Source organism: Xenorhabdus sp. TS4, assembly GCF_014467265.1.
GTDB lineage: Bacteria > Pseudomonadota > Gammaproteobacteria > Enterobacterales > Enterobacteriaceae > Xenorhabdus > Xenorhabdus ehlersii.
The window spans coordinates 53,188-76,112 of the sequence record NZ_NKHQ01000075.1; the positions used below are offsets into that span (position 1 = coordinate 53,188).

At 48.1% G+C, this 22,925-nt stretch carries 30 protein-coding genes; 29 read left to right on the forward strand and 1 reads right to left on the reverse strand.

Translation table 11 applies throughout. The annotated features are described in order from the left end of the window. The first annotated feature begins 82 nt into the window (after positions 1-82). The 20 genes from Xets_RS14820 to Xets_RS14915 are packed head-to-tail and all read left to right on the forward strand — an operon-like array spanning position 83 to position 15,943. Positions 83-652 (forward strand): terminase small subunit, encoded by a 570-nt coding sequence (locus tag Xets_RS14820; RefSeq protein WP_187652004.1) that lies wholly within the window; start codon positions 83-85, stop codon positions 650-652. A gap of 2 nt (positions 653-654) precedes the next feature. Beyond that, positions 655-2,274 (forward strand): TerL protein, encoded by a 1,620-nt coding sequence (locus Xets_RS14825; protein WP_187652005.1) that lies wholly within the window; start codon positions 655-657, stop codon positions 2,272-2,274. Further along, entirely contained in the window at positions 2,274-3,728 is a 1,455-nt protein-coding gene (locus Xets_RS14830) for a DUF1073 domain-containing protein (RefSeq protein ID WP_187652006.1), read from the forward strand. The genes Xets_RS14825 and Xets_RS14830 overlap by 1 nt, the downstream gene beginning before the upstream one ends. Positions 3,729-3,744: 16 nt before the next feature. Continuing rightward, positions 3,745-4,338, forward strand: coding sequence for a phage minor head protein (locus Xets_RS14835; protein WP_255430667.1), 594 nt, complete (start codon positions 3,745-3,747; stop codon positions 4,336-4,338). A 2-nt stretch (positions 4,339-4,340) separates the two neighbouring features. Then, positions 4,341-5,576 (forward strand): DUF2213 domain-containing protein, encoded by a 1,236-nt coding sequence (locus tag Xets_RS14840; RefSeq protein WP_187652007.1) that lies wholly within the window; start codon positions 4,341-4,343, stop codon positions 5,574-5,576. Positions 5,577-5,579: 3 nt separating this feature from the next. Beyond that, complete coding sequence (locus Xets_RS14845; protein WP_187652008.1) at positions 5,580-6,071, forward strand: hypothetical protein; 492 nt, start codon at positions 5,580-5,582, stop codon at positions 6,069-6,071. 8 nt (positions 6,072-6,079) lie between these two features. Continuing rightward, the gene (locus tag Xets_RS14850) at positions 6,080-7,021 is read left to right on the forward strand and encodes a DUF2184 domain-containing protein (protein ID WP_187652009.1); all 942 of its coding nucleotides are present in this window, start codon (positions 6,080-6,082) and stop codon (positions 7,019-7,021) included. After that, positions 7,021-7,380 carry a hypothetical protein gene (locus Xets_RS14855; protein ID WP_187652010.1) on the forward strand — a complete coding sequence of 120 codons (360 nt, stop codon included), beginning with the start codon at positions 7,021-7,023 and terminating at the stop codon, positions 7,378-7,380. The genes Xets_RS14850 and Xets_RS14855 overlap by 1 nt, the downstream gene beginning before the upstream one ends. Beyond that, a complete protein-coding gene (locus Xets_RS14860) occupies positions 7,361-7,771 on the forward strand; it encodes a DUF4054 domain-containing protein (protein ID WP_187652011.1) in 411 nt (136 codons plus the stop codon). Before Xets_RS14855 ends, Xets_RS14860 begins: the two co-directional genes overlap by 20 nt. Continuing rightward, a complete protein-coding gene (locus Xets_RS14865) occupies positions 7,768-8,259 on the forward strand; it encodes a hypothetical protein (RefSeq protein WP_187652012.1) in 492 nt (163 codons plus the stop codon). The genes Xets_RS14860 and Xets_RS14865 overlap by 4 nt, the downstream gene beginning before the upstream one ends. A 2-nt stretch (positions 8,260-8,261) precedes the next feature. Next, the gene (locus Xets_RS14870; protein WP_187652013.1) at positions 8,262-8,642 is read left to right on the forward strand and encodes a head-tail adaptor; all 381 of its coding nucleotides are present in this window, start codon (positions 8,262-8,264) and stop codon (positions 8,640-8,642) included. Next, a complete protein-coding gene (locus tag Xets_RS14875; RefSeq protein ID WP_187652014.1) occupies positions 8,639-9,181 on the forward strand; it encodes a hypothetical protein in 543 nt (180 codons plus the stop codon). The genes Xets_RS14870 and Xets_RS14875 overlap by 4 nt, the downstream gene beginning before the upstream one ends. Positions 9,182-9,184: 3 nt before the next feature. Next, positions 9,185-10,651, forward strand: a complete 1,467-nt coding sequence (locus Xets_RS14880; protein ID WP_187652015.1) for a DUF3383 domain-containing protein — start codon at positions 9,185-9,187, stop codon at positions 10,649-10,651. A 4-nt stretch (positions 10,652-10,655) separates the two neighbouring features. Then, positions 10,656-11,096 carry a DUF3277 family protein gene (locus Xets_RS14885; protein WP_187652016.1) on the forward strand — a complete coding sequence of 147 codons (441 nt, stop codon included), beginning with the start codon at positions 10,656-10,658 and terminating at the stop codon, positions 11,094-11,096. Continuing rightward, on the forward strand, positions 11,096-11,503 hold the full coding sequence (locus tag Xets_RS14890; RefSeq protein ID WP_187652017.1) for a phage tail assembly chaperone: 408 nt from the start codon (positions 11,096-11,098) through the stop codon (positions 11,501-11,503). Before Xets_RS14885 ends, Xets_RS14890 begins: the two co-directional genes overlap by 1 nt. A gap of 56 nt (positions 11,504-11,559) precedes the next feature. Next, positions 11,560-11,709, forward strand: a complete 150-nt coding sequence (locus Xets_RS14895) for a hypothetical protein (RefSeq protein WP_187652018.1) — start codon at positions 11,560-11,562, stop codon at positions 11,707-11,709. Further along, the gene (locus Xets_RS14900) at positions 11,696-13,963 is read left to right on the forward strand and encodes a lytic transglycosylase catalytic (protein ID WP_187652019.1); all 2,268 of its coding nucleotides are present in this window, start codon (positions 11,696-11,698) and stop codon (positions 13,961-13,963) included. The genes Xets_RS14895 and Xets_RS14900 overlap by 14 nt, the downstream gene beginning before the upstream one ends. Before the next feature lie 3 nt (positions 13,964-13,966). After that, entirely contained in the window at positions 13,967-14,620 is a 654-nt protein-coding gene (locus Xets_RS14905; RefSeq protein ID WP_187652020.1) for a phage baseplate protein, read from the forward strand. Beyond that, positions 14,617-14,922 (forward strand): hypothetical protein, encoded by a 306-nt coding sequence (locus Xets_RS14910; protein WP_187652021.1) that lies wholly within the window; start codon positions 14,617-14,619, stop codon positions 14,920-14,922. The genes Xets_RS14905 and Xets_RS14910 overlap by 4 nt, the downstream gene beginning before the upstream one ends. 19 nt (positions 14,923-14,941) lie before the next feature. Next, positions 14,942-15,943 (forward strand): hypothetical protein, encoded by a 1,002-nt coding sequence (locus Xets_RS14915; protein WP_187652022.1) that lies wholly within the window; start codon positions 14,942-14,944, stop codon positions 15,941-15,943. 30 nt (positions 15,944-15,973) lie between these two features. Here Xets_RS14915 and Xets_RS14920 read toward each other — a convergent pair whose 3' ends face one another. Beyond that, positions 15,974-16,321, reverse strand: coding sequence for an Arc family DNA-binding protein (locus tag Xets_RS14920; RefSeq protein WP_187652023.1), 348 nt, complete (start codon positions 16,319-16,321; stop codon positions 15,974-15,976). Positions 16,322-16,451: 130 nt separating this feature from the next. Between Xets_RS14920 and Xets_RS14925 the strand changes: the two genes are divergently transcribed. From Xets_RS14925 to Xets_RS14965, 9 genes are all read left to right on the forward strand, one after another. After that, positions 16,452-16,664, forward strand: a complete 213-nt coding sequence (locus Xets_RS14925; protein WP_187652024.1) for an Arc family DNA-binding protein — start codon at positions 16,452-16,454, stop codon at positions 16,662-16,664. Then, on the forward strand, positions 16,645-17,793 hold the full coding sequence (locus tag Xets_RS14930) for a KilA-N domain-containing protein (protein WP_187652025.1): 1,149 nt from the start codon (positions 16,645-16,647) through the stop codon (positions 17,791-17,793). Before Xets_RS14925 ends, Xets_RS14930 begins: the two co-directional genes overlap by 20 nt. A gap of 314 nt (positions 17,794-18,107) precedes the next feature. Further along, positions 18,108-18,362: a hypothetical protein gene (locus tag Xets_RS14935; RefSeq protein ID WP_187652026.1), complete on the forward strand. Its 255-nt coding sequence runs from the start codon at positions 18,108-18,110 to the stop codon at positions 18,360-18,362. Positions 18,363-18,458: 96 nt separating this feature from the next. Continuing rightward, entirely contained in the window at positions 18,459-19,403 is a 945-nt protein-coding gene (locus Xets_RS14940) for a hypothetical protein (protein ID WP_187652027.1), read from the forward strand. Continuing rightward, positions 19,400-20,155 carry a Gp138 family membrane-puncturing spike protein gene (locus tag Xets_RS14945; RefSeq protein ID WP_187652028.1) on the forward strand — a complete coding sequence of 252 codons (756 nt, stop codon included), beginning with the start codon at positions 19,400-19,402 and terminating at the stop codon, positions 20,153-20,155. The genes Xets_RS14940 and Xets_RS14945 overlap by 4 nt, the downstream gene beginning before the upstream one ends. Further along, positions 20,155-20,502: a hypothetical protein gene (locus Xets_RS14950; protein ID WP_187652029.1), complete on the forward strand. Its 348-nt coding sequence runs from the start codon at positions 20,155-20,157 to the stop codon at positions 20,500-20,502. Before Xets_RS14945 ends, Xets_RS14950 begins: the two co-directional genes overlap by 1 nt. Before the next feature lie 3 nt (positions 20,503-20,505). Next, positions 20,506-21,693 (forward strand): baseplate J/gp47 family protein, encoded by a 1,188-nt coding sequence (locus tag Xets_RS14955; RefSeq protein WP_187652030.1) that lies wholly within the window; start codon positions 20,506-20,508, stop codon positions 21,691-21,693. Continuing rightward, positions 21,690-22,343 (forward strand): DUF2612 domain-containing protein, encoded by a 654-nt coding sequence (locus tag Xets_RS14960; RefSeq protein ID WP_187652031.1) that lies wholly within the window; start codon positions 21,690-21,692, stop codon positions 22,341-22,343. Before Xets_RS14955 ends, Xets_RS14960 begins: the two co-directional genes overlap by 4 nt. Positions 22,344-22,350: 7 nt before the next feature. Continuing rightward, on the forward strand, positions 22,351-22,925 hold a 575-nt coding region (locus Xets_RS14965), incomplete at its 3' end, for a phage tail protein (RefSeq protein WP_187652032.1).

Consider the following 22,925-nt stretch of genomic DNA (forward strand, 5'->3'; position numbering starts at 1 on the left):
CCATGCTGCCACCCGTTCCCATCGCGTACCCAACGCACACGGGCTGGTGGCATTTTTATTTTCAATTTTAGGAACTAAAAACATGACCAGTAAAAAAATGACGACAAAACAAAAAACGTTTTGTCGTGAATACCTGGTCGATTTAAACGCAACACAGGCAGCAATACGAGCGGGGTACAGCCCGAAACGTGCTAGTGAACTGGGCTATCAGTTGATGCAAAAACCCTACGTTGTTGCGCTGATCGATGAGCTGAAACAGGCGCGCAACAAACAATTGGGTATTGATGCTAATTACGTGCTCATGCGCCTCGTTGAAATCGACCAGATGGATGTGGCAGACATATTGGACGAGGATCTCAGCATCAAGCCGTTGTCTCAGTGGCCCGAATCATGGCGACGGTATATCAGTGGATTCAATCTAGCTGAGATGTTCGAGGGCCGGGGTGATGAACGCGATATGGTCGGCATTCTTAAGAAAATCAAATGGCCGGACAAAGTTAAAAACTTGGAGCTGTTGGGCAAGCACGTATCGGTGCAGGCATTCCGCGACAACGTGAAGAACGAGCACACTGGAGCAGACGGTGGGCCGATTGAGGTCGCCGGTCTGACAGCAGAACAGGCCGCCGATGCCTACAAGAAAATGATGAGGTGATCATGCCTGTTCCGTTTCCGTTTGATTTTCGTAACCCCGATTATAACGAGGTATTTGAGTGGCGGATGGAACGGTTACAGCGCATTCGCCAGAATCCAACATTACTACCCGCGATGCGGACATTTTACCGAGATAATCCAGGTCAATTTATCATTGACTGGGGCATGACCGTAGATCCACGTAACGTTGAACGCGGTTTACCTGCCCGTATTCCGTTTATTCTGTTTCCTCGTCAGGAGGAGTGGATTGCTTGGTTCCTGGAGTGTTGGCGCACTCAGGAGCCTGGCATCACTGAAAAAACCCGTGATATGGGCATTAGCTGGCTGACCATCGCCACGGCTAGTTCGATTTGCCTGTTCAATCGGGGTGTTGCCGCTGGGTTTGGTTCTCGCAAAGAGGAGTACGTGGACAAGCTAGGATCGCCTAAGTCTTTGTTTGATAAGGCAAGAAATTTTATCAACCTGTTGCCCGCCGAATTTCGAGGAACGTGGGATATTCGCAAACACGCACCTCACATGCGAATTCTGTTCCCTGATACCGATTCGGTCATGACTGGTGAAGCGGGGGACGGAATAGGGCGTGGTGACCGTGCGTCGTTTTATTTTGTGGACGAGGCGGCTTTCCTTGAACGTCCTGAGCTGGTGGATGCGTCACTATCGGCCACAACTAACTGTCGGCAGGACGTTTCAACACCAAACGGTATGGCGAACTCATTCGCTCAACGGCGCCACAGTGGCAATATTCAGGTATTTACATTCCACTGGCGCGATGACCCGCGCAAAGATGACGTGTGGTATGCAAAACAGGTAGAAAAACTTGATCCGGTGACACTGGCGCAGGAGGTTGATATCAACTATCAGGCGTCTGTTGAGGGCATTTTGATCCCGTCCGAATGGGTGCAGTCTGCGATTGATGCGCATATCAAACTCGGTATTCAACCAACGGGTATTCGCATGGGGGCGATGGATGTAGCCGACGAGGGCAAAGATAAAAACGCCTTTGCTTGGCGGCATGGTTTCCTGATGCAGGACATCAAAGAATGGTCAGGCAAAGGCTCTGACATATTCGGCTCAGTAGAGCAGATCTTCGGCTGGTGTGAACAGAATACAATAGGTTCGTTTCGATTTGACTCTGACGGGCTGGGCGCAGGTGTACGGGGTGATGCCCGTATTATCAATGAACAGCGTACGGCTCAGCGGATGAACATGATAACCGCGACGCCGTTTCGGGGTAGCGGAGCGGTATTCGAACCCGAAGGTGAAGCGGTACCGGGTGATGCGTTCAGTGCCTCCCGCTTGAACAAAGATTTTTTCGCCAATGCCAAAGCGCAGGGCTGGTGGTCACTGCGCACCCGCTTTCAGAAAACGCACAGGGCAGTCGCTGAGGGACATTTTTACGATCCTGATGAACTGGTATCCATTTCTAGTGAAATACCACTGAAAGACAAATTGGTCATTGAGTTATCACAGCCCACCTATTCAGTGAATGGAGTGGGGAAAATCGTTGTGGACAAAAAACCGGACGGGACAAAATCCCCCAATCTGGCTGACTCTACCATGATTTTGTACGCCCCGATGGACATCTCAATGGAAATCTGGGAATTATTAGGACGAGGTAGCTAATGGCGAAAAATCGCAAATTACACCCCACGGCAGATAGTTACGAGAATATGCTCGCCCGTGTTGGGATGCACACCCCGAACCAGCACGCCGCATCTACCTATCGGCCAAACTGGACGAGCCGTAACAGGATGCTGATCGAAAATGCGTACCGTTCGTCCTGGATTATCGGGGCGGCGGTGGACTCAGTAGCCGATGATATGACGCGCAAGGGCATTCGTATTACGTCTGAAATAGACCCCAAAGCGCGTGGCGTGCTGGAATCTTTGTTTGATGAGTTGGAACTATGGGAAAACCTGAACAATATCATCAAATGGTCACGGCTCTACGGTGGTGCAGTTGGACTAATTCTGATCGAGGGGCAGGCACCATTTACGCCACTACGGCCAGAGACCATTGGTAAAGGCAAATTCAGAGGGTTATTACCACTAGACCGCTGGCAAGTGGAGCCGGATTTGAACCGTCGTATTAAAGAGATTGGTAGAGACCTCGGCAAACCTGAGTTCTACAACATCACAAATACAGGGCGCGGTATTCCGGCGTGGAAAATCCATCACAGCCGCCTGATACGGTTTGATGGCGTAACGCTGCCATACCAGCAGGCGCAGACTGAAAACGAGTGGGGCATGTCAATTGTTGAACGCATTTACGACAGGCTCACGGCATTTGATAGTGCCACAACGGGTGCGGCGCAGTTGGTCTATAAGGCGCATTTACGCACTTATAGCATAGACAAACTGAGAGAAATCATTGCGATGGGTGGTGCGAGGTTGGATGCATTGCTCAAACACATGGGCATGATCCGCCAGTTCCAGAGCAATGAGGGTATGACACTGATGGATAAAAACGATGTGTTTGAAACCCATCAATATTCGTTCAGTGGACTAGATAATGTGCTGGCGCAGTTTGCCGAGCAAATATCAGGCGCGGTGGGTATTCCGTTGGTACGACTATTTGGTCAGTCCCCGCAGGGATTTTCAACGGGTGATGCCGATCTGGCTAATTATTACGACAATATAGGAACCCAACAAGAACGGCGGTTACGCCAACCTATCCGCCGTTTATTGGACGTCATGCATCGTTCTGAGTTCGAACAGCCATTACCAGACGATTTTACGTTTGAGTTTAACCCGTTGTGGCAAATGTCAGACCTCGACCGCTCCACAATTGCTGTGAATACCGTCAACGCACTAAATGGAGCATTGGACGGGGGCATGATGAACCTGAAATCCGCCATGAACGACCTGCGCGAAATGGCAGACGTTACAGGTATTGGCGGTTCAATATCGGATGAGGATATCAATGATGCAGAAACCGAGCCGCCGCCGCCGCCGAGACTCGACATTAACAACATTGAGCCGATCACGTCAGGCGGAAAATCAATATCGAACGAGTCTACGGGCGATAGCTCGGGCGGTAGGCGACATAGTCGCAGGTTCTTACGATGGTTCCAATGATTCCGTTACGGAGATCATGGGCGCATTGGACAACTACAGTGAGTTAATAACGCCGTGGGCACAACGTGTGGCACAACGTTTCGCATTAGATATCAACCGCCACAATGAAAAAGAGTGGCGGCAACGCAGCCAACTTATCAGTCAGGAACTGCGGTATCTGGTGGACAATGCGCCAGTTGGACAGGTGATGCGCTCTATTGTTGCCGAGCAAGTCAAATACATCAAATCGCTGCCAATCGAGGCGGCTAACCGGGTGTATGACATTCACAACAGGGCAATAGAGGCGGTTGTTACTGGCGGTCGGCATGAGCCGTTTGCACAGGAAATAGCTAAAACTGGCGAGGTGGCGTTATCCAGAGCCAAACTCATTGCCAGAACAGAACTTGGCAGGGCACAGACAGCGCTTACGCAATCACGGGCACAATCCATTGGTTCTACAGGTTATATCTGGCGTACCGCAGAGGATGGCGATGTCCGTGACTCTCATCACAAGATGGAGGGGCAATTCGTTGAATGGGGTAAACCCCCGACACTGGATGGACTGACGGGACACGCAGGCACACTGCCTAATTGTCGTTGCTACTGCGAAGTTGTAATACCGGAAGATTAATCATGAAATATTTCTTTACTACCCGTCTTGGTAACACCCGTTACCAACTGGCGGATGGTTCCCTATTGTGTAAAGACGTCCCTATAGCCAGAACAGGCACACAGCTGTATGCCGACGTCGATTTACCGGATTTGGAACCCGATGACGATGGTGAGATTGTGGTTGAACGTTCCCCCGAGGAAGTTTTCCACGAGTCGACAATAGCGTCGTTTGAGGGGATGACGGTCACGATACAGCACCCTGAGGACGACAACGGCAACATTATGTTTGTCGCCCCTAATAACTGGCGGGATCTGGCTTACGGGCATGTTCAAAATGTCAGGCGTGGCGAGGGGGAACAATCTGACCTGATGTTGGCGGATCTGGTTATCAAAGACCCCACGGCAATGGTTGCGATAGATTCGGGCTTTGATGAGGTCTCATGTGGCTACAACGCCGAATATCGTCAAACGACCACAGGGAACGCCGAACAATATCAAATCACAGGTAATCATGTGGCGCTAGTCCAAAACGGGCGCGCCGGTTCACGTTGTTCAATTGGAGATAGTATGTCTACTACAACACAAAAATGGTTTCAACGCCTCAGACGGGCAATAAAAACCAACGATTCGGCAGCGCTGACAGAGGCATTGAGTAGCGCGCCTGAATCTGTCACTGGCGATGAAGGCACGGGCGAAGTACCCAAAGCCATCAACATTAATATCAGCCCCCAACACCCTCTACCCGATACCAACCCTGAGATGGGAAAAGGGAAGATAGGGGATGATAATGATATACCCGCATGGGCGCAGGCAATTCTTTCGCGTCTGGATGCGCTGGAGGGAAAAACAGGCGATAACGGTACGGAGCCTGAGAAAGATAAACCGACAGGGGACGATGGCGAAGATAAAGACGAGACAGATGAGAAAGAGGAAAAAATCACAGGAGATTCAGCCTATAAAGCTGAGCTAATTATACCTGGGGTTGATTTGTCTCAACCATCAAAATTGACCGCGTTTAAACGTCGTGTACTGGTGAGTGCAGACCAGGCGATGGTTCGTAACATCGTCGGTGATGCCGAAATCAAAAAACTGCCTAAACACGTCGTCGATCTGGCGTTTAATGCTGTGGCTGAACTGGCAAAAAATCGCAATGTTCGGGCCACAGGCGACAGCGCAGCACGTAACAAATCATCGGGCAATGCCATTGCCGACCTGAACAAACAAAATGCCGAATTTTGGGCAAATCGGAGCAAATAACATATGACAGCATATTTAACGCGCATGCCGCTCGGCATTGCGGGGGCTATCTCACGCCTACAGGATATGACCGTTGAACCTGTTTTTCTGAAATCAGATAACCTGTTCCCCGCCTATGGTCTGGTTGGAAAATACGACGGTGAGTATTTCGTACCGCTGGCAGAGGGGGATACCGCAGACAAAATTCAGGGCATTTATGTTCGTGTCTACCCCACTACTAGTATGCCGGACAGGGCACATATTATCGGCACCGATAATAATCTGACAGGGGATAACCTGAAACGTGGCTACATGATCGTGAAACTCGACGGCGACGCCTCCAGCATCAAAAAAGGCTCGGCGGTTTATGTACGAGTCGGAAAACCTACCAAAAACAGCCCATTAGGTAGCTTTCTGAATGTAGCGATCGACGGCGAAACCGCGTCACTTCCTAATGCACAGTTTACCGGAGCGGGCGACGCTGACGGTAATGTTGAAATTTCGTACAAAATTTGAGGGAACTTATGCCATTTACATATGACCAACGCACCGTCGATACCACCGGTACTTTCCTGATAGGTGAACTGGAACGTCTGGATCAGACCATTAACTTACCACTGGTGCAATATACGTATAGCCGCGATATCCAGTTTCGAGAGGATGTGACCATCGCCGACGAGATGGCAACCTGGACAAATACCCAATTTGCCGCCGCAGGATCTATTAACCCGAACGGTAAAAATTGGGTGAGTGGCAACTCTACCGCATTGGCAGGCGTCAACGTCAATATCGAACGCGACGGACATCCGTTGACGTTATGGGGAATGGAGTTGGGCTGGACGATTATTGAACTGAACGCCGCACAACAGGTTGGACGGCCTATCGATTCACAGAAACATGACGGTATGCTCCTGAAATGGAACATGGATACCGACGAACAGGTTTATGTCGGTGATGCGAGTCTAGGTTTACAGGGGCTGCTCAATCAGAAACGTGCCAATCTCAGCAACGCACGCAAACCATGGGCGCAGTCTTCACCAGATGAAATTCGCGAGAGCATCAACCAGTTGTTGAGCGATGCATGGGCACACTCAGCGTATACCATGGTGCCGACTGATTTGTTAATTCCGCCTGAACAGTACGCGCTACTGTCATCAATTATTGTTTCCACGGCGGGTAACCAATCGTTGTTAACCTATCTGCAAACCAATACCATTGCATATCATCAAAACGGTACGCCGTTAAATATCCGTGCGGTGAAATGGGCTAAAAACTCTGGCGTCGCAGGTAAAGACCGCGCTATTGCGTATACCAATGACAAAAAATTTATTCGTTTCCCGATGGTGCCATTACAGAGCATCCCTATTCAATATCGTGGTCTGTATCAAATGGTGACGTACTATGGAAAATTGGGTGCGGTTGAACTGGTCTACCGTGAAACACTGAACTATATGGATGGTATTTAATGATGATGAAAATCAGGGTACATACGCCATTTCGATTCACCCATGATAACGGCGAGTCCGAAACATTTACTGTAGGAACACATAACGTCAGCGAATCCGTCGCCCAACATTGGTTTGTACAGGCTCATGCTGAAATTATCGACGCAATTGGCAATGCAAGTGGCAATGCAGAACCCTTTGATCATGAGTCCGCATATGTCGAACTCCGCGGGATTATTGCTGAGCGTGATACCCAGATATCTGAGTTGAAACAGCAATTGGAGGAACGCGACAACCGAATAGCAGGGCTGATTTTGCAGGACCCAAGCTCAAATCAGACCGCCAATAACGGGGGTAAAAATGGGGGCAACAGAAAATAGAAATCTGCCCACCATTGACCAGTTCCGCCTCGAGTTTCCTCAGTTCTCTGACACCGTCAAATTCCCCGATGCCCAAATCCAGTTCCGGTTACGTCTGGCTGACAAACAGTTAGATGGAAACCGATTCGGGGATATGTTCAGCTATGCGGTGGAGTTGATGGTAGCCCATTACATGGCTCTGTGGGCGGCGGATAGTCGGTCTGTGGCAGCAGGGGGGGCAGGCGGGGCAAACAGTGGCGTGTTGTCGTCCAAAGCGGTGGATAAGGTGAGTGCCAGCTATGACACCGGCGCGACCCTGAACCCGAATGCCGGTTTCTGGAACAATACCCGCTACGGCTCGGAGTTCTACGAGTTGTTGCTGTCGTTTGGTGCAGGAGGTATCCAGCTATGAAAAGTGGTCTGAAAATCAGAGTTGATAACGCCAACGACATTTTGCGAGCGCTGAAAACTATTGGCAATCGTGATGTGCTGGTGGGGGTTCCCTCTGAAAACAGCAGTCGCGATGATGTACCGTTTGGCAATGCAGGGATCGGCTATATCAACGAATTCGGTTCACCCGCGCAGAATATCCCATCACGTCCACATCTTCGCCCTGGTGTTCGTTCAGTAGAGGATAAAACTATTGAACAATTGAAAATCGCCGCGAACGCGGTATTGGACGGTAGACATGATACGGCAGAAACAGCGCTAAACAAAGCAGGGATGCTGGCAGTTCAGGGCGTGCAACGTTACATGACGACGCATGATTTTGAGCCGCTGGCAGATCCGACTGTTGCCGCCCGTGCCAGACGTGGGCGTAAGGGGGTGAAACCGCTGATCGATACGGGCGCGTACCGACGGTCGATTACCTACGTTGTCCGGGATAAATCGGAGGAATAACCATGCCGTTTTTAGATGTCACTGATGTGCTGTCTGACCCTGATTTTTGCGATACCTCACTGACAGTAAAACGCAGGGTTACGCGAGTTGATAATGATGGATTCCCGACAACCGACGATACTGTCCGACAATTCGCTGGTGTAGTGACGGTCGATCGATCTGTAGAGGCTCAAATCCGTATGTCTGGGCAAACTGTCACGGGCAATATTCTGATTATTACGACTGAGCGGTTGATTGCGGGCGAAACAGGTCACGCAGGGGATATTGTCACCTACCAAAACCGCGAATACCTCGTCAAATCCGTAGATCCCTATACCGCATACGGTGCGGGATTTGTTCAGGCGCACTGTGAGTTATTGCCATTTGACGGAGGTTCGCCATGAACAACACTTCAGAACAGGCAGGTTGGTTAACACCAGATAATGAACCCGTCTACGACGAGGAATTAGACCGGCGGCTTAGTCAATGGCTACGGGAGGTTTCAGGGCTACCGAATGGCATGGTTCGCCCGCGCTGGACACCTGTTCCGGTTGCTCACCCTCCGGCCAATACTGACTGGTGCGGGTTTGGTGTGGTAGAAATACCTGCTGACGATAATCCAGCATACGCCAGTCAAACCGATAAACATGGGGAAATCTGGCGACATGAGGAGTTCGAATGCTCGGCCTCGTTCTATGGTCCTCGTAGTCAGCGGTATGCCTCGCGTTTTCGCGACGGTATTTCGCTGAGCCAGAACAACGCTGAGCTAAATCAATTAGGTCTGTCTGTAGTTAAACATTCCCACATCACGTCGTTCCCTGAACTCATTAATAACCAATGGGTACGTCGCTACGACATTAATGTCACATTGCGGCGCAAATCGGTTCGTCGTTACGGCGTTAAATCGCTACTCGACGCACCTGTAAAATTCTTTGGAGATTAGCCCATGCAGGGTTTACCTATTTCTAGCATTGTTAATGTCAAAATTAACACGGCTCCACGCGCAGCTTCTGCCCGAAATTTTGGCTCGTTGCTGATTGTAGGCACCAGTGACGTAATCAACACGCACGAACGGTTGCGTTATTACACTGATATTGAGGGTGTTGGCGCTGATTTTGGCATGGATACCCCTGAGTATCAGGCCGCTGCGCTGTACTATTCACAGTCACCCCAGCCCGTTGACCTGTATATCGGGCGCTGGGCGAACGATCAGGTCGCTGCGTCAATACGCGGTGCTGCCCTGACCAAACCCGAACAGGCGATGAGCCGATTTGCCGCGATTACGGATGGCTCATTCAAACTCACTGTTGATGGTAAATCAACCGCTGTTACGGGAGTCAATTTCGGCAACGAAACCAATCTCAATGGCGTTGCGGAGCGTGTGTCTGAACGGTTGAAAAACGCCTCAGTGCGTTGGGACAGCACATCGTCCCGTTTCGTCGTTACATTACAAACAACAGGGAAACTCGGCTATGCCACCCGCGCGGACAGTGGCAACTATATTGGTGATATTCTGAAACTGGATGATATATCAGGCGCTACGGTTATCGACCCCACCGAGCCTGAAACTATTGCCGAGGCCGTAGCGGTGCTGGGTGATGCATCGAGCGCATGGTATGGACTGGTTATCGCTGATAATTCGCTGTCAGACAGCGATGTGTTGAGTGTGTCCCGTTACATTGAATCGGCGTCAGTCTCTCGTATTTACGGGCATACCGTCACCAAAACCGACGTACTCGACTCTGATGTAGATACCGATATAGGTTCACAGCTCAAAGGCGCATTTCTCAACCGCACGCTGTGGCAATACTCAGCACAACCCTATGCAGTGGCATCACTGTTTGGTCGAATGTTCACGGTGAATTTTCAGGGTAATCGCACCACTATCACCCTGAAATTTAAACAGGAACCCGCTATCAGTGCTGAGTTATTGACCGCAACGCAGGCCAATGCGCTGAGATCGAAAAACGGTAACGTATTTGTCCGTTACAACAACGATACTGCCATTATCCAAGAGGGTGTGATGGCAAATGGCACGTTCATTGATGAACGTCACGGGCTGGATTGGCTACAAAACTATGTCCAGACCAATTTGTACAATCTGTTGTACACCAGTACGACCAAAATCCCCCAGACCGATGAGGGTGTAACCCAACTATTAGCCAACGTTGAGCAGTCACTGGCTCAAGGGGTTACCAACGGGTTGATTGCATCAGGTATTTGGGGTGGGGATTCATTCGGAGCATTGAACAGGGGCGATATGCTGACCAAGGGCTATTACACCTATGCTCAGCCCATCGCCGAACAGGTTCAAGCCGAGCGCGAGAAACGCAAAGCTCCGGTCATTCAATGCGCTATCAAACTCGCGGGTGCGGTGCATTTTGCTGATGTCATCATTAACGTAAACAGGTAATCACATGGCTACATTCTCATTTCTGGATGTGTCCGCCACGATAACGGGCATTGGGGGTATGGTCGATTTGGCTAACGGCGCCGCGACCTCTGAGGAAGGTATCGTTATTGCTATGGCTGAGTCCAAAAACACCATGACCGTTGGGGCTGACGGTGAGGTAATGCATTCTCTGGCGGCGACGAAATCAGGGACAATTACAGTTACTTTGCTGAAAACCTCACCCGCTAACGCCAAGCTGATGTTGATGTACAACGCTCAGCAATTTTCTTCGGCGACATGGGGAAATAATATCATCCTGATCCGTAATAAAGCGTCTGGCGATACCCACACGGCACGTTCGGTTGCGTTCCAGAAAATACCGGACATTACTAACGCTAAATTAGGGAATACAGTCAGTTGGGTTTTTGACTGTGGCAAAATCGATATTATATTGGGGACATTCTGATGGAGTTCGAAATCAACGGCAAAAAATACCGTAGTGGTAAATTGAACGCATTTCAGCAACAAGATCTGGCGGTGGCACTGCTTCCCGTAGTCCCAGCGCTTAAACCTATTTTTGACCAGCTAAAACCCACGGTCAGTGGTACGCCAACATTAGGTGATATGGCAGATTTTATCGTTCCTCTGGCGGAGGCGGTACGCTCAATGGGTAAAGAGGCGCGTTATGAGATTAATGATATCTGCCTGTCCGTAGTCAGCCGCGAATCGGGCGGAGCTTGGAGTGGTATCTACAGCGGTCAGCAATTGATGTTTGACGATATCAACGGGCTGGATTTGCTGAAAATTGTCGGGCATGTCATTAAGGATGCATTGGGTAATTTTTTTCCCGCACTGCCAGAGAGCGGCGAGTAATTCCAGGTCAACCTAGTCTGGATTTAGAAACTCTTCCTAATGGGCGTTTTTACCTAATGCGTCCTGTTCGTAACGGTATGTGTAAATACGAGTCATTAAAAAATGGTGATATCGATCTGGCCGATATCGCCCTGATGAATGACGCATTGGACGTGGACGCCGAAAACGAGGCACTGATAACACGGTGGAAAGATGGGCAACACTAATGCAGAAACCATTCGCGACTTTCTAATCTCACTGGGATTTGAGGTAGACGGTGCGGGTGAGAAAAAATTCAGCGCCATAATCGCGGGCGTCACCGGCAATGTCTTAAAGCTGGGTGCCGCAGTGGAAGGGGCGGCGCTGGCCGTTGTGGGCTTTACGGCGCAGGTTGCCAGTGGGTTAGATAGACTCTACTGGCAGGCTCAACGCACAGGCGGAGCCGCAGAGCAGATTAAATCACTAGGCTATGCGGTCAGTCAGGCAGGGGGCAGTGTTGAGGGGCTGAACTCCTCGCTGGAGGGCGTCGCCAAGTTTCTACGAAATAATCCAGGTGGCGAGGGCTTCTTGCGTAACATGGGTATCCAGACCCGTGATACCAACGGCAATCTGCACGATACCGCTTCGCTAGTGGCATTGATAGGAGAACGGTTGTCGGCGCTGCCAACATATCGGGCAAATCAGTACGCCAACATTCTGGGTATAGATGAAAATACCCTCATGGCGATGCGCCGTGGTGTGGGCGAGTACGTGTCTGACTACCAGATGATCACAAAAGCACTTGGCTATGACCCTGAAATAGCGGCTAAACACGCCAATGCGTTTATGACCGAGTTTTCACGGTTCGGGGTGGTTATACGGTCAGCGAAAGAAAAGGTCGGTGGCGAACTTGCCCGAATACTGACACCGAGTGTGGAGAAGTTCACCAAGTTGATATTAAAACATTGGCCGACTATTGAAAAAGTCATTATGTCAGTGGTCGATGCCATAATGACCCTGTCTGAGATACTCGGTCAGGTGGTCTTTCGCGGTGCTAAAGGTATCCAAGACCTAATCGGCTGGTGGAAGAAATTAGACGAAGGTAGTAAAGATCTGATTAAAACATTCGGCTTGGTGCTGGCGGCGTGGTGGGCACTGAATACCGGATTCTTAACTTCCCCCATAGGTATTATCACAACATTGCTGGCGGCGTTGTTCCTGCTCTATGACGATTACCAGACATGGAAAGACGGCGGTAAATCGTTTATCGACTGGAGTAAATGGGAAGGGACGTTAACGAAATTCAGTGAGGGCATTGAGTATGTTTTGGAAAAACTTAATGAATTTAAAGAATGGTTCAAAAACACCAAGATTGGCAAATGGTTTACCGATGCTAATGGTGAGCTAGATTTGCTTAAGACCGCCTTTGCTGGTTTTGCTACTTATATCGCCGTTAGCTGGGTTGGGCAGATTTTAGGGGCATTCGGTAAAATAGGCAAAGGGCTTAAAGGGATAGGTAAACTCGCTGCTGCCGCTATTATTATAGATTCTTATACGCGCCTTGAGGATATCAGGGAAGAAGCCAAAGCGAGTGGCGTAGATGTAGGAACACATTTATATAATAAAGTTAAAGAAAATGAAAAGAACGCGGAACCGCTATTTGAATCATTCGGTGATGCGTGGGATTGGGTTACAAACGGCGGTAAATACGCCAAAAAAGAAGTTGAAAAATCACAGGAAAGACTAACACGAGGTGAACGTAATAATAACCCATTGAATATAGAATTTGCCAAACAAAGGGGCGCAACGGTAGAAACGCACCCTGAACGTCGGTTCGCTAAATTTAATACCGCCTATGATGGGCTGGAGCGCACCGCTTGGCAGTTACGGCGCTACTTCAACGGTTTGACGGATAACGTTAAACGTCAATCCGTCGATTTAATTGTACGAAAATGGGCACCTCCAGGTGGAAAAGATAAAAACCGCACCGAAGATTATATTGATAGGGTTGCGCAGCGGCTAGGTGTCGGCAGGCATGATCGATTGGATTTAAATAACCATAACATGATGTACGCCCTTATGAATGCCATGAGTCAGGAGGAGATAGGGAAACCCTTACCTTACGACACGCGGTTGATCATGGCGGCAATCAAGGGGCAGGGCGACCCGACAAAAGCACTGGCTAAAAACAGTTTTAATTTTGACCTAAGCGCACTTGAGAACGGAGTGGCAAATATCAACAACATGCTGGGTAATGTTGACCCGAAAATGTTCGATAACGCAATGGCAAATGCCAACAACATGATGAGTCATACCGGATATACACCAGAACGGTTGCAGCTATTAGCTAATAACCAGCCAAATCAAACCACAGTTTCACCGGTCTATAATATTACGGTTAATGGTGTTGAATCCCCGCACGAGGCCGCCGCGCTCACGGGGGAAACGGTACAACGTAATACCGCGATATTGGTACGCAATCTGCAAACTAAAATAGGGTAACCAATGGATATTTTATCAACGTTATTCTTTCAGAATACGCGAAAAATCGGAATGCTAGTGCCGAGCGTGGTGATATCGGAAAAACATCAAGATTCAGCAGAGATTACCGAGCACCCCGTACAAAGAGGTGCAGCTATCAGTGACCATGCGTATGACAGGCCGTCAGAAGTCACGATGGAGATTGGATTTGCTGGCGGTGGCTCGCTGATTGATGGTTTTGATACCTCAAAAATCAGCATATTTGATTTCGATACCGGAGCAACATTGGGAAAAAGTCCCAAAGAAGTCTACGAACAACTGCTTAAACTCAAAGCCTCTAAAGAGCCGTTCGACGTCATCACGGGCAAACGACGGTACAGAAACATGCTGATCAGGGCAATAGAGGTAAAGACAGACAAGACCTCGGAGAACGTGCTGATGGTCACGTTGACATTACGCGAAGTGATCATTGTCGATACAGTCAAAGCTGGGGTTACTCCACCACCGGAACGAATGAAAGATCCTCTTAGTACTGGCTCAGCGGTTGATAGAGGAACCGTAACGCCAGTAGTGCCTAAACAAAAAGAAAGTATATTGAGTAAGATCAACGAATCAACGAGAGGGGGTTTAGATTGGCTCAAAAAAGGGGTTGATTGGGTAGGAGATAAATTGCAATGAACATAGTTGAGATCCCGTTACACGCAAAAAATCAACGGTTCGATATCCAATTAGGCGGTGTTAATTATCGTATGCAATTACAGTGTCGGGATTGTGCTGGCTGGATATTAGATATCATGCACCCGAACGGCGAGCCAATTGTATTGGGGATACCGCTAGTTTCCGGTGTAGATCTTTTAGAACCGCACCGGTATTTAGGGTTTAAGGGTTCGCTGATTTTTGTTTGCGATACCCCACAAAATAAGACAAACGGAGAAGAGTTAGGTAGCAGCAACAGGCTATACTTTGTGTGTGTTAAATAGCTAACGAGAGGTTATTAAATTGAAGAATGTTATTTTTTACTTAGCATTTTTTTTTATTCACGGTTGCGCTGCGTTAAACCCTCCAGAAAGTAACGCGGTAACTTTCGATAGTAAGGATAATTCAGCGTTACTAGCCGTAGCTACCTTACTCAATGATGATAAAAAAGGTCATGAAACAGGAAAGAATTCACTAATTGAATGGGATAAAATTAAATTAAAAGGGAATGAAATTACTAAGAATGACATTGCTAATATCATAACTGGTAATGAAGATTCCCCCTTTTCAAAAAAAGCTTCTTGGAGCTTATATAGTATGTATTTTTTAATTAAACTTACTAATCCCACTCAGTCATGTTTATACAGTGCGACGTGTGTATTGGAACTACTTGAATCAGGTGCGTCAAAGATGAGGGGTAAAGGAATCCAAGAGTTTCTTGAAACATACAAAACTGACAATGAAAAATTTAAATCTATATATTATGATCCTGAGAAAATAATACCGGTTATGAATAATTTTGCTACTGGATTAATGAAGATAAGAAATCAGGAAATAGAGGAAAATTCAAAATTGCCGGATACTCAACCGATTGAATTTACATATAGTAACGATGAGTACGTGAATGCCGCCATTGCGTTGCTGAACAATGCCAAACTAGAAGAATATAATATTAGAGACAGGGACGGTAATAAAACTGAGAAATACGGAAACCCCACGATTTACAGTCGTCCACTATTTTTCTACCCATATATGTATAGAAATACATTGATTAAACAAGCTAAATCATGTGAAAAAGTGTCTGTATACGCAAAGGTGGATATAAATACTACATGTAAGAGAGCAATTATTGCGGGGGTTAAGGATTGGGTAAAAACGGCAAGAGATCCTAACATATCAAAGCTAGCGTGGAAAATGGCTGCCAGTAATTCTATTCTAAGGGGTGAAATCCTTTTTTCTCATTGGGCAGGTATGGCTAGAGTTTACCAAAAGAACCTAAATGAAACAGGTCGTCTTATACCTTAAGCCAGTGAAAAAAAGCCCCCATCACGGGGCTTATTTAGTTATAGCTTTGACAGTAAGTATTTCTGATAGCTGCTTCATGAGATTCTGATTTGTCGCCATGAGTTCATTATTTCTATCAATAGCGGCTTTTTGAGTATCCATGAGTTCATTATTTCTATCAATAGCGGCTTTTTGAATATCCATGAGTTTTTTTAGTTCAGTTGCTTCGCTTAGGGAGACCCCACTTTCTTCTGCGGCGATAGCGTCTTCAATAATTTGAACTATCTCAGAATTCATTGAGCGCCCGTTAGCTTCCGCACGTTTAGCCACTGCATCTCTTAAGCCGTCAGGAAATCTAACGGTGAACTTATCTTGCGTCTGGCTTGGGTACTTGTTCATGGGTGTTACCTCTAAAAATTTATAAAAATAAGTATAGCGGCTACTTGACTTTATTGGCAATGGTGCTAAATTAACTTTAGAGGCAAATGGCCGTTAGTGTTAAATAGCCCCCATTCACAGGAGAATACAAATGAAAGACAGCTTATACACCGAAAGAGCAACCGAAACGTTCAGTTTGCGTTTACCAAAGCGAGTAAAGGAACACGTTGAGTTGAAAGCGAGGGAAGAAGGTTTATCCATTAACGCGGCAATTATTCAACGTCTGGTATGGAGTATTAACGATGAGAAAAGAAGAAATGAGCACTACAAGCAGGAGAGCGAACATGAAACAGTTGAACAATAAAAGCAAAACCCCAACGGCGGCAACCATCGGGGTTTCTAAAACAACGTTAACAAACCAACAAGGAAATAACGCTATGAATATTCTAGCACCTACAACACAAGCTGTCACTATGTCAAGCCGTGAGATCGCCGACTTAGTTGATTCTCGCCATGATAGTGTGAAAAGAACTATCGAAAGATTGGCTAAGAAAGATGTTATCCGGCTTCCACCATTGGTGGAAGCCGAAATTATCAATAACTTAGGTGCGCCGCAGAAAGTTAAGGACTATATTTTCTCAGGCGAAAAAGGCAAGCGTGATAGCATCGTTGTAGTTGCTCAATTGTCACCTGAATTTACCGCTCGTTTAGTTGACCGTTGGCAGGAATTGGAAAACCAACTGACAAAACCCCAAGCGCCTCAACCTGCTGTTAGTAACATCGTGCTTATCACCGATGAATTGGGACGGTATAAGTTAAGTGCCCTGTATAATGCTAGCGGAGCTAAAAAGAGCAAAGAACCCAGTAAATGGCTCAAAACCCGACATGCGAAAGCATGGGTTGCGGACTTAAGCGTAGTTTCCGATCATGAAGTCATTCACATACAGAAAAACCAAGGTACGTTTGCTCATGAAATATTGGCTGTTGAATATGCCGGTTGGTTAAGCCCTACATTCCAAATGCAATTTAAGCAAGCTATCGGCTATGACAGAACGATTATTGAAACTAACGTCGTTATTTCCGTAAACAGACCGTTACCCAAAGGTATCTATTTACAAAACAGTAAAACCAAACCTTATCGTGCGGTTATTTATTCCGGTTCTGAGACAATTTCTGTTGGTTGTTACCCCACTGTTGAAGAAGCGGTAGATGCGCAGAGCAGGTACTTTGATACTGGAGCAGCTAAACCAGTACCATTCCGTTTAAACGCCGACGGCCAATATTTGGTTACGGTCACGAACGGTAAGGTTTCGAAATATGAAGCTGTGGGTGAGAAAACTCTGGTCGATACAGAAGATTATTGGAGACTTCGTAAAGATATAAACTATACGGAGCAAACTCTCGCTGAGCTAAAAAACCGAATGCGCTTTATTCACGATGAACGCAGTATAGCCAGTATTGACTACCCGATACATGAAGCAATTTCACGCTAAATGTTACAAGCCTCGCAGATGCGGGGCTTTTTTCTTATTGGTAGAAATTCGATCTGTGATCAAATGCTGATCTATTTAGATTAATTGATCAATCTAACAGTGATAATCAGTATTAACAATACATATTTACACGTATTACGTGTGTAAATGGTTGAATATTCGAAGCATATCGCAAATTACGGCGGATTATCTTTACAAAAAGTTACAATTACGTAATAAATATTGTCGCGTCAAAACGGCGAAGCCCCCAACTACGGGTAATAGTCAGGGGCTTCTAATAAAACAGTTCATACTCTGATCAGAGGAATACAGGCATGCCAATTATAACGGTTAACGAAACTAGTAATACAACCAATGCTCAAATTTATGACGATACGCACGCTATCACCATTGGTGAAGCGCTACCCGACGGTAAGGTTTTAGTTGATGCCGAGGCGTACTGGCGGTTACGTAAAGATATAAATGCGACCCAGAAAATACTGGCTGAATTACTGCACCGGATGCGCTTCATCCATGACGAAACGAGCATTGCAACGTTCGACAACCCTATACATGAGGTTCTGCGTTAAATATTGAGTTCCCCGCCCCCGCAGGGATAAACCGTGCGACGTATCTAACCAAACCAAACCGCTTAAGTGCGGTTTTTTTTATACGAGGTCACTATTATGTCAAAACAATGGCTTCGCGAATGCAGCCTGATTGTTGCCGATGAACAAGGTGAAGGTATTGATTTGTCGGAACTGAAAATAAAGTTCAGCATTACCAGACCATCATTTGCGTACCCTGCCACAGGCATTTTCAAAATCTATAATCTAAACGACGAGACACGCAATAAGATCCGCCGGCATGAGTACAAAATTGTAAAATTCTCAGCAGGATATCGTGGCAACTCAGGGCAGATATTTTCCGGTCAGATCCAGTACACCTACACAGGGCGAGACAGCCCGACCGATACTTACGTGGTGATACAGGCCGGTGACGGTGACCAAGCGTACAACGATGCAGTAGTCAACATCACGATATCGGCTGGGTACACACAGGCGGATGTAGATCGAATGTTGATGCGGGACATTGAGAAATACGGCATTTTCGCCGGATTACGCCCTGAATTTAAACAGACTATTGCACCACGCGGTAAGGTTTTCTTCGGTATGCACCGAAACGAATTATCCACTTTGGCTAAACAGAACGGCGCTGAATGGCGTTATGAAGACGGGCAATGCCATATTATCCCCAAGCGCACCTACCTCACTGAGGCGGTTGTACTGACCTATAAAACAGGGTTGATTGGGATGCCAGAGCAGACAATAGGAGGAGGGATCAATGTTAAATGTCTCATCACGCCTAAAATCAGGCCGGGAACCTTAATCCGGCTGGATAACAAGTCGATTAATATGGCGGGGAAATCTACGGGGGTTATCGCCTCTGGCAACAGTGATAAAGAGATGCCTGCGCCCATTGACGCCGACGGCGACTATGTGGTTATCAACGTCAACTATTTCGGTGATACCCGCGAGACCATGTACTACATGGAACTGATCTGTGTGGCGAAATCTGACCAGACATTAATTAACCAATCAGCACTACAGATGGATGTGAGGCAACAATGATCACTCACCATGAACGAGTTAACCAGCCCGAAACGCCGTTTTTGTTAATGCAGTCAGCGATCAGTTCAGGGTTGTACGTGGCATTACCCTGCATCATTCAGTCATTTAATGCCGATGCGGTGACAGTGACAGCACAACCCTCAATACGTTGGGCAGTCACAAATAGCGACGGAATAACGGAATCGGTTGTATTACCGTTGCTGGTTGACGTGCCTGTGATTTTCCCTCGTGGAGGTGGCGTGACGCTGACGTTTCCCATTAAATCAGGTGACGAGTGTTTGGTTATTTTCGCTGACCGTTGCATCGATTACTGGTGGCAGAGCGGCGGTGTTCAAGAGCCTGTAGACCCTCGCCAGCACAATTTATCAGACGGGTTCGCCATTGTTGGCCCTCAGTCGCAGGCGCGAAAAATTAGCAATATTAGCACCAGCGCAGCACAACTGCGCACAGATGATGGTGCAGCGTACATTGAGCTGTCACCCAGTAACCATAACATCACGGTAAAAACTCCCGGCAAGCTGACCGCGACGGCGGATAGCGGCACTGAAATCAACTCACCTGAAATTGTGCTCAACGGCAATGTGACCATTAACGGCAATCTGTCGCAAGGTATGGGCACCAGTGGTGGTGAAGCGACAATGAACGGGCCAGTGAAAGTGAGAAACGATGTAACGGCAGGTAGTATCAGTCTAATGAAACACCGACACAGTGGCGTGCGAACCGGTGATGGCACAACAGGAGGACCACAATAATGAGATACCGACGAGAGGATAGCAACGGCGATTACAGCTTCGGTCAGGGGGATAATACCTTCCTGATTAACTCCCCTGAAACGGTTGCTCAGGCGGTGAAAACTCGGCTCAGCTTGTGGCGCGGGGATTGGTTTTTAGATGTGACAGAGGGTACACCCTACCGAGAAGCGGTGCTGGAAAAAAACTATTCCAGCGCTATGTCCCTGCGTGAGCGCATTCTCGGTACTGAGGGGGTAATTGAGATTGTTTCACTCGATGCCAGACGTGACCCCGACACCCGACAAATCACTATCACCGCCACTATTAACACCCGCTACGGTCAAACGACCCTTACCAGCGAACGGTAAATTATGCTTAATTTAGACACGTTAGGGCTTGCGGCCAAAATCACCGCGAGCGGCATCACTGCGCCTGATTACCCAACAATACTGGCACGGCTGACGGGCTATTTCCGCCGGATTTACGGGGAAGATGCGTACATCGAGCCTGACAGTAAGGACGGGGAAATGATCGCCATTTATGCACTAGCCATCCATGACGCTAATAATATGGTCATTGCGTCCTATAACACCTACAGCCCACGTACATCCAGCGGTGCTGCACTCTCTAACAACGTCGCCATTAACGGATTGTCACGCCATGCAGCCACCCGCTCGACGGCCGATGTCACCCTGGTGGGTCAGGTCGGCACGGTGGTTAAAAATGGTCTGGTGCGTGACCGGAACAACAATCCGTGGGCGTTGCCCGATACTGTCACGATAGGTACGCAGGGTACGGTAACCATCACGGCGACCTGTCAAAAACTGGGGGCGATCACCGCCGCACCGGGTGACATTTATATCATCGGCACCCCGACACGGGGCTGGCAGAGTGTCACTAATTCGCATAGCGCTACGGCAGGCGCGCCCATTGAGCCGGACGGCGCGTTACGCATCCGTCAACATAAATCGGTCGCACTGCCATCACGAACGGTACTTGACGGCATGCACGGCGCAATCAGTTTGATACCGGGCGTTGTTCGTTTACGCGGGTTTGAGAATGACACCCATAAAACGGACATCAACGGTATCCCGCCACACTCGGTTGCCATGATCGTCGATGGCGGGGACGCGACTGAAATCGCTAAAACTATTGCCCTGAAAAAAACGCCCGGCTCAGGGACGTTTGGCGACACAACGATTAATGTTCGCAATCATTATGGATTGTCAACCCCCGTCCGGTTCTCGCGCCCCGTTGACGTGTCAGTTTATGTCGAGTTGAACATCACGGCGTTTGAGGGCTACACCACGCGGGTAGGGGACAGGATCAAAGCGGCCATCGCGAAATACATTAACACGATTGTTATTGGCGATAACGTTTATCTGGCACGGCTCTATTCCCCTGCCAATCTGCCCGGTGATGAGGAAGGGAAGACCTACGACATTAACACATTGAAAATTGGCCGATCAGCACATGCACTGGCGGAGTCCAATTTAAAAATCGCCTTTAACGAGGCACCTGTTTGTAACATTGACAACATTAATGTGGTGGTGACATGAGGCGAGATTATCTAAAACTCATTACCGCCCAGCATCGCCCGGCACCTAAATTTGTTGACCACATTGACCTCATCACCCGCACGCTCTCAGACATTGCCACTGTTGCCCAGACCCTGAATACCGAATTCTCCATCGACCACGGGGTCGGTGTGCAATTGGATGCCGTCGGGGAATGGATTGGACTGTCGCGCTACGTGCGGATACCTATTGTTGGCGTGTATTTCTCGCTGGACATGGAGGAAATAGGTTTCGATCGGGGGAGCTGGAAGAGGAAATTTGACAGTGATACCGGATTTACTGAGCTGGACGACGAAACCTACCGCACGTTGTTGCGGGTGAAAATCGAGGCCAATCATTGGGACGGCACCAGCGAAATGCTGGAGGCCATTTATCAGCAAATCTTGCCGGACAGTAATACCAAAATATTGTTTATCGATAATCAGGACATGACGATGGATGTGTTTTTAACCGGTGGTGTCGTTCCTGAGGTGATTAAGGCAGTGATCAGGCAAGGCTATCTGAACGTCAAACCTGAGGCGGTTCGGGTTAACAACTATATCAATTCTGCCCGCAATGGGCTGTTTGGCTTTGATATCAATAATGAATTTGTCGCGGGTTTTGATACTGGCGGCTGGGCAGTAAAATTGTGAGGACATTATGGCAAAAAATGAGTTTCTACCGTTCGGCATCGCGGACGGGTCAAATGTGTTATCGAATGCGGAGTACAGCAAACTACCAGCGCGGACGAACGGGTTTAGTTCTGGCGTGGCTAAATCACAGGAATTAAACAAAGTCTGGCGGCAGGCATCGGTAATTGCGAGCGTGGTAGCGCAGTTTATTGCGGAAACAAATAATCAGGATGTATTGGACGATGGTAATACTACCGCACTACAAAACGGGCTGCTCAACGCGTTACGAGCTACGGTTAGTAGTAACACACCTCCTGCAACACTCACCCAACCCGGCATTGTCCAGCTCAGCAACGCCACGAATAGTTACAATGAGACACAGGCAGCGACCCCGCAAGCGGTAAAAGCAGCGAATGATAACGCTAATACCCGTTTGGAGAAAAACCGGAACGGCGCGGATATCCCGAATAAATCGGAGTTTGTGAAAAACCTCGGTTTGGCGGAAACCGTAGAACGGGTGGAACGGACTAATTTAGGCAAAACTCACACACCGCGTACGACATTGAAATCCGGTGAATGGGGCAAACCGATTGGTTACTCAGT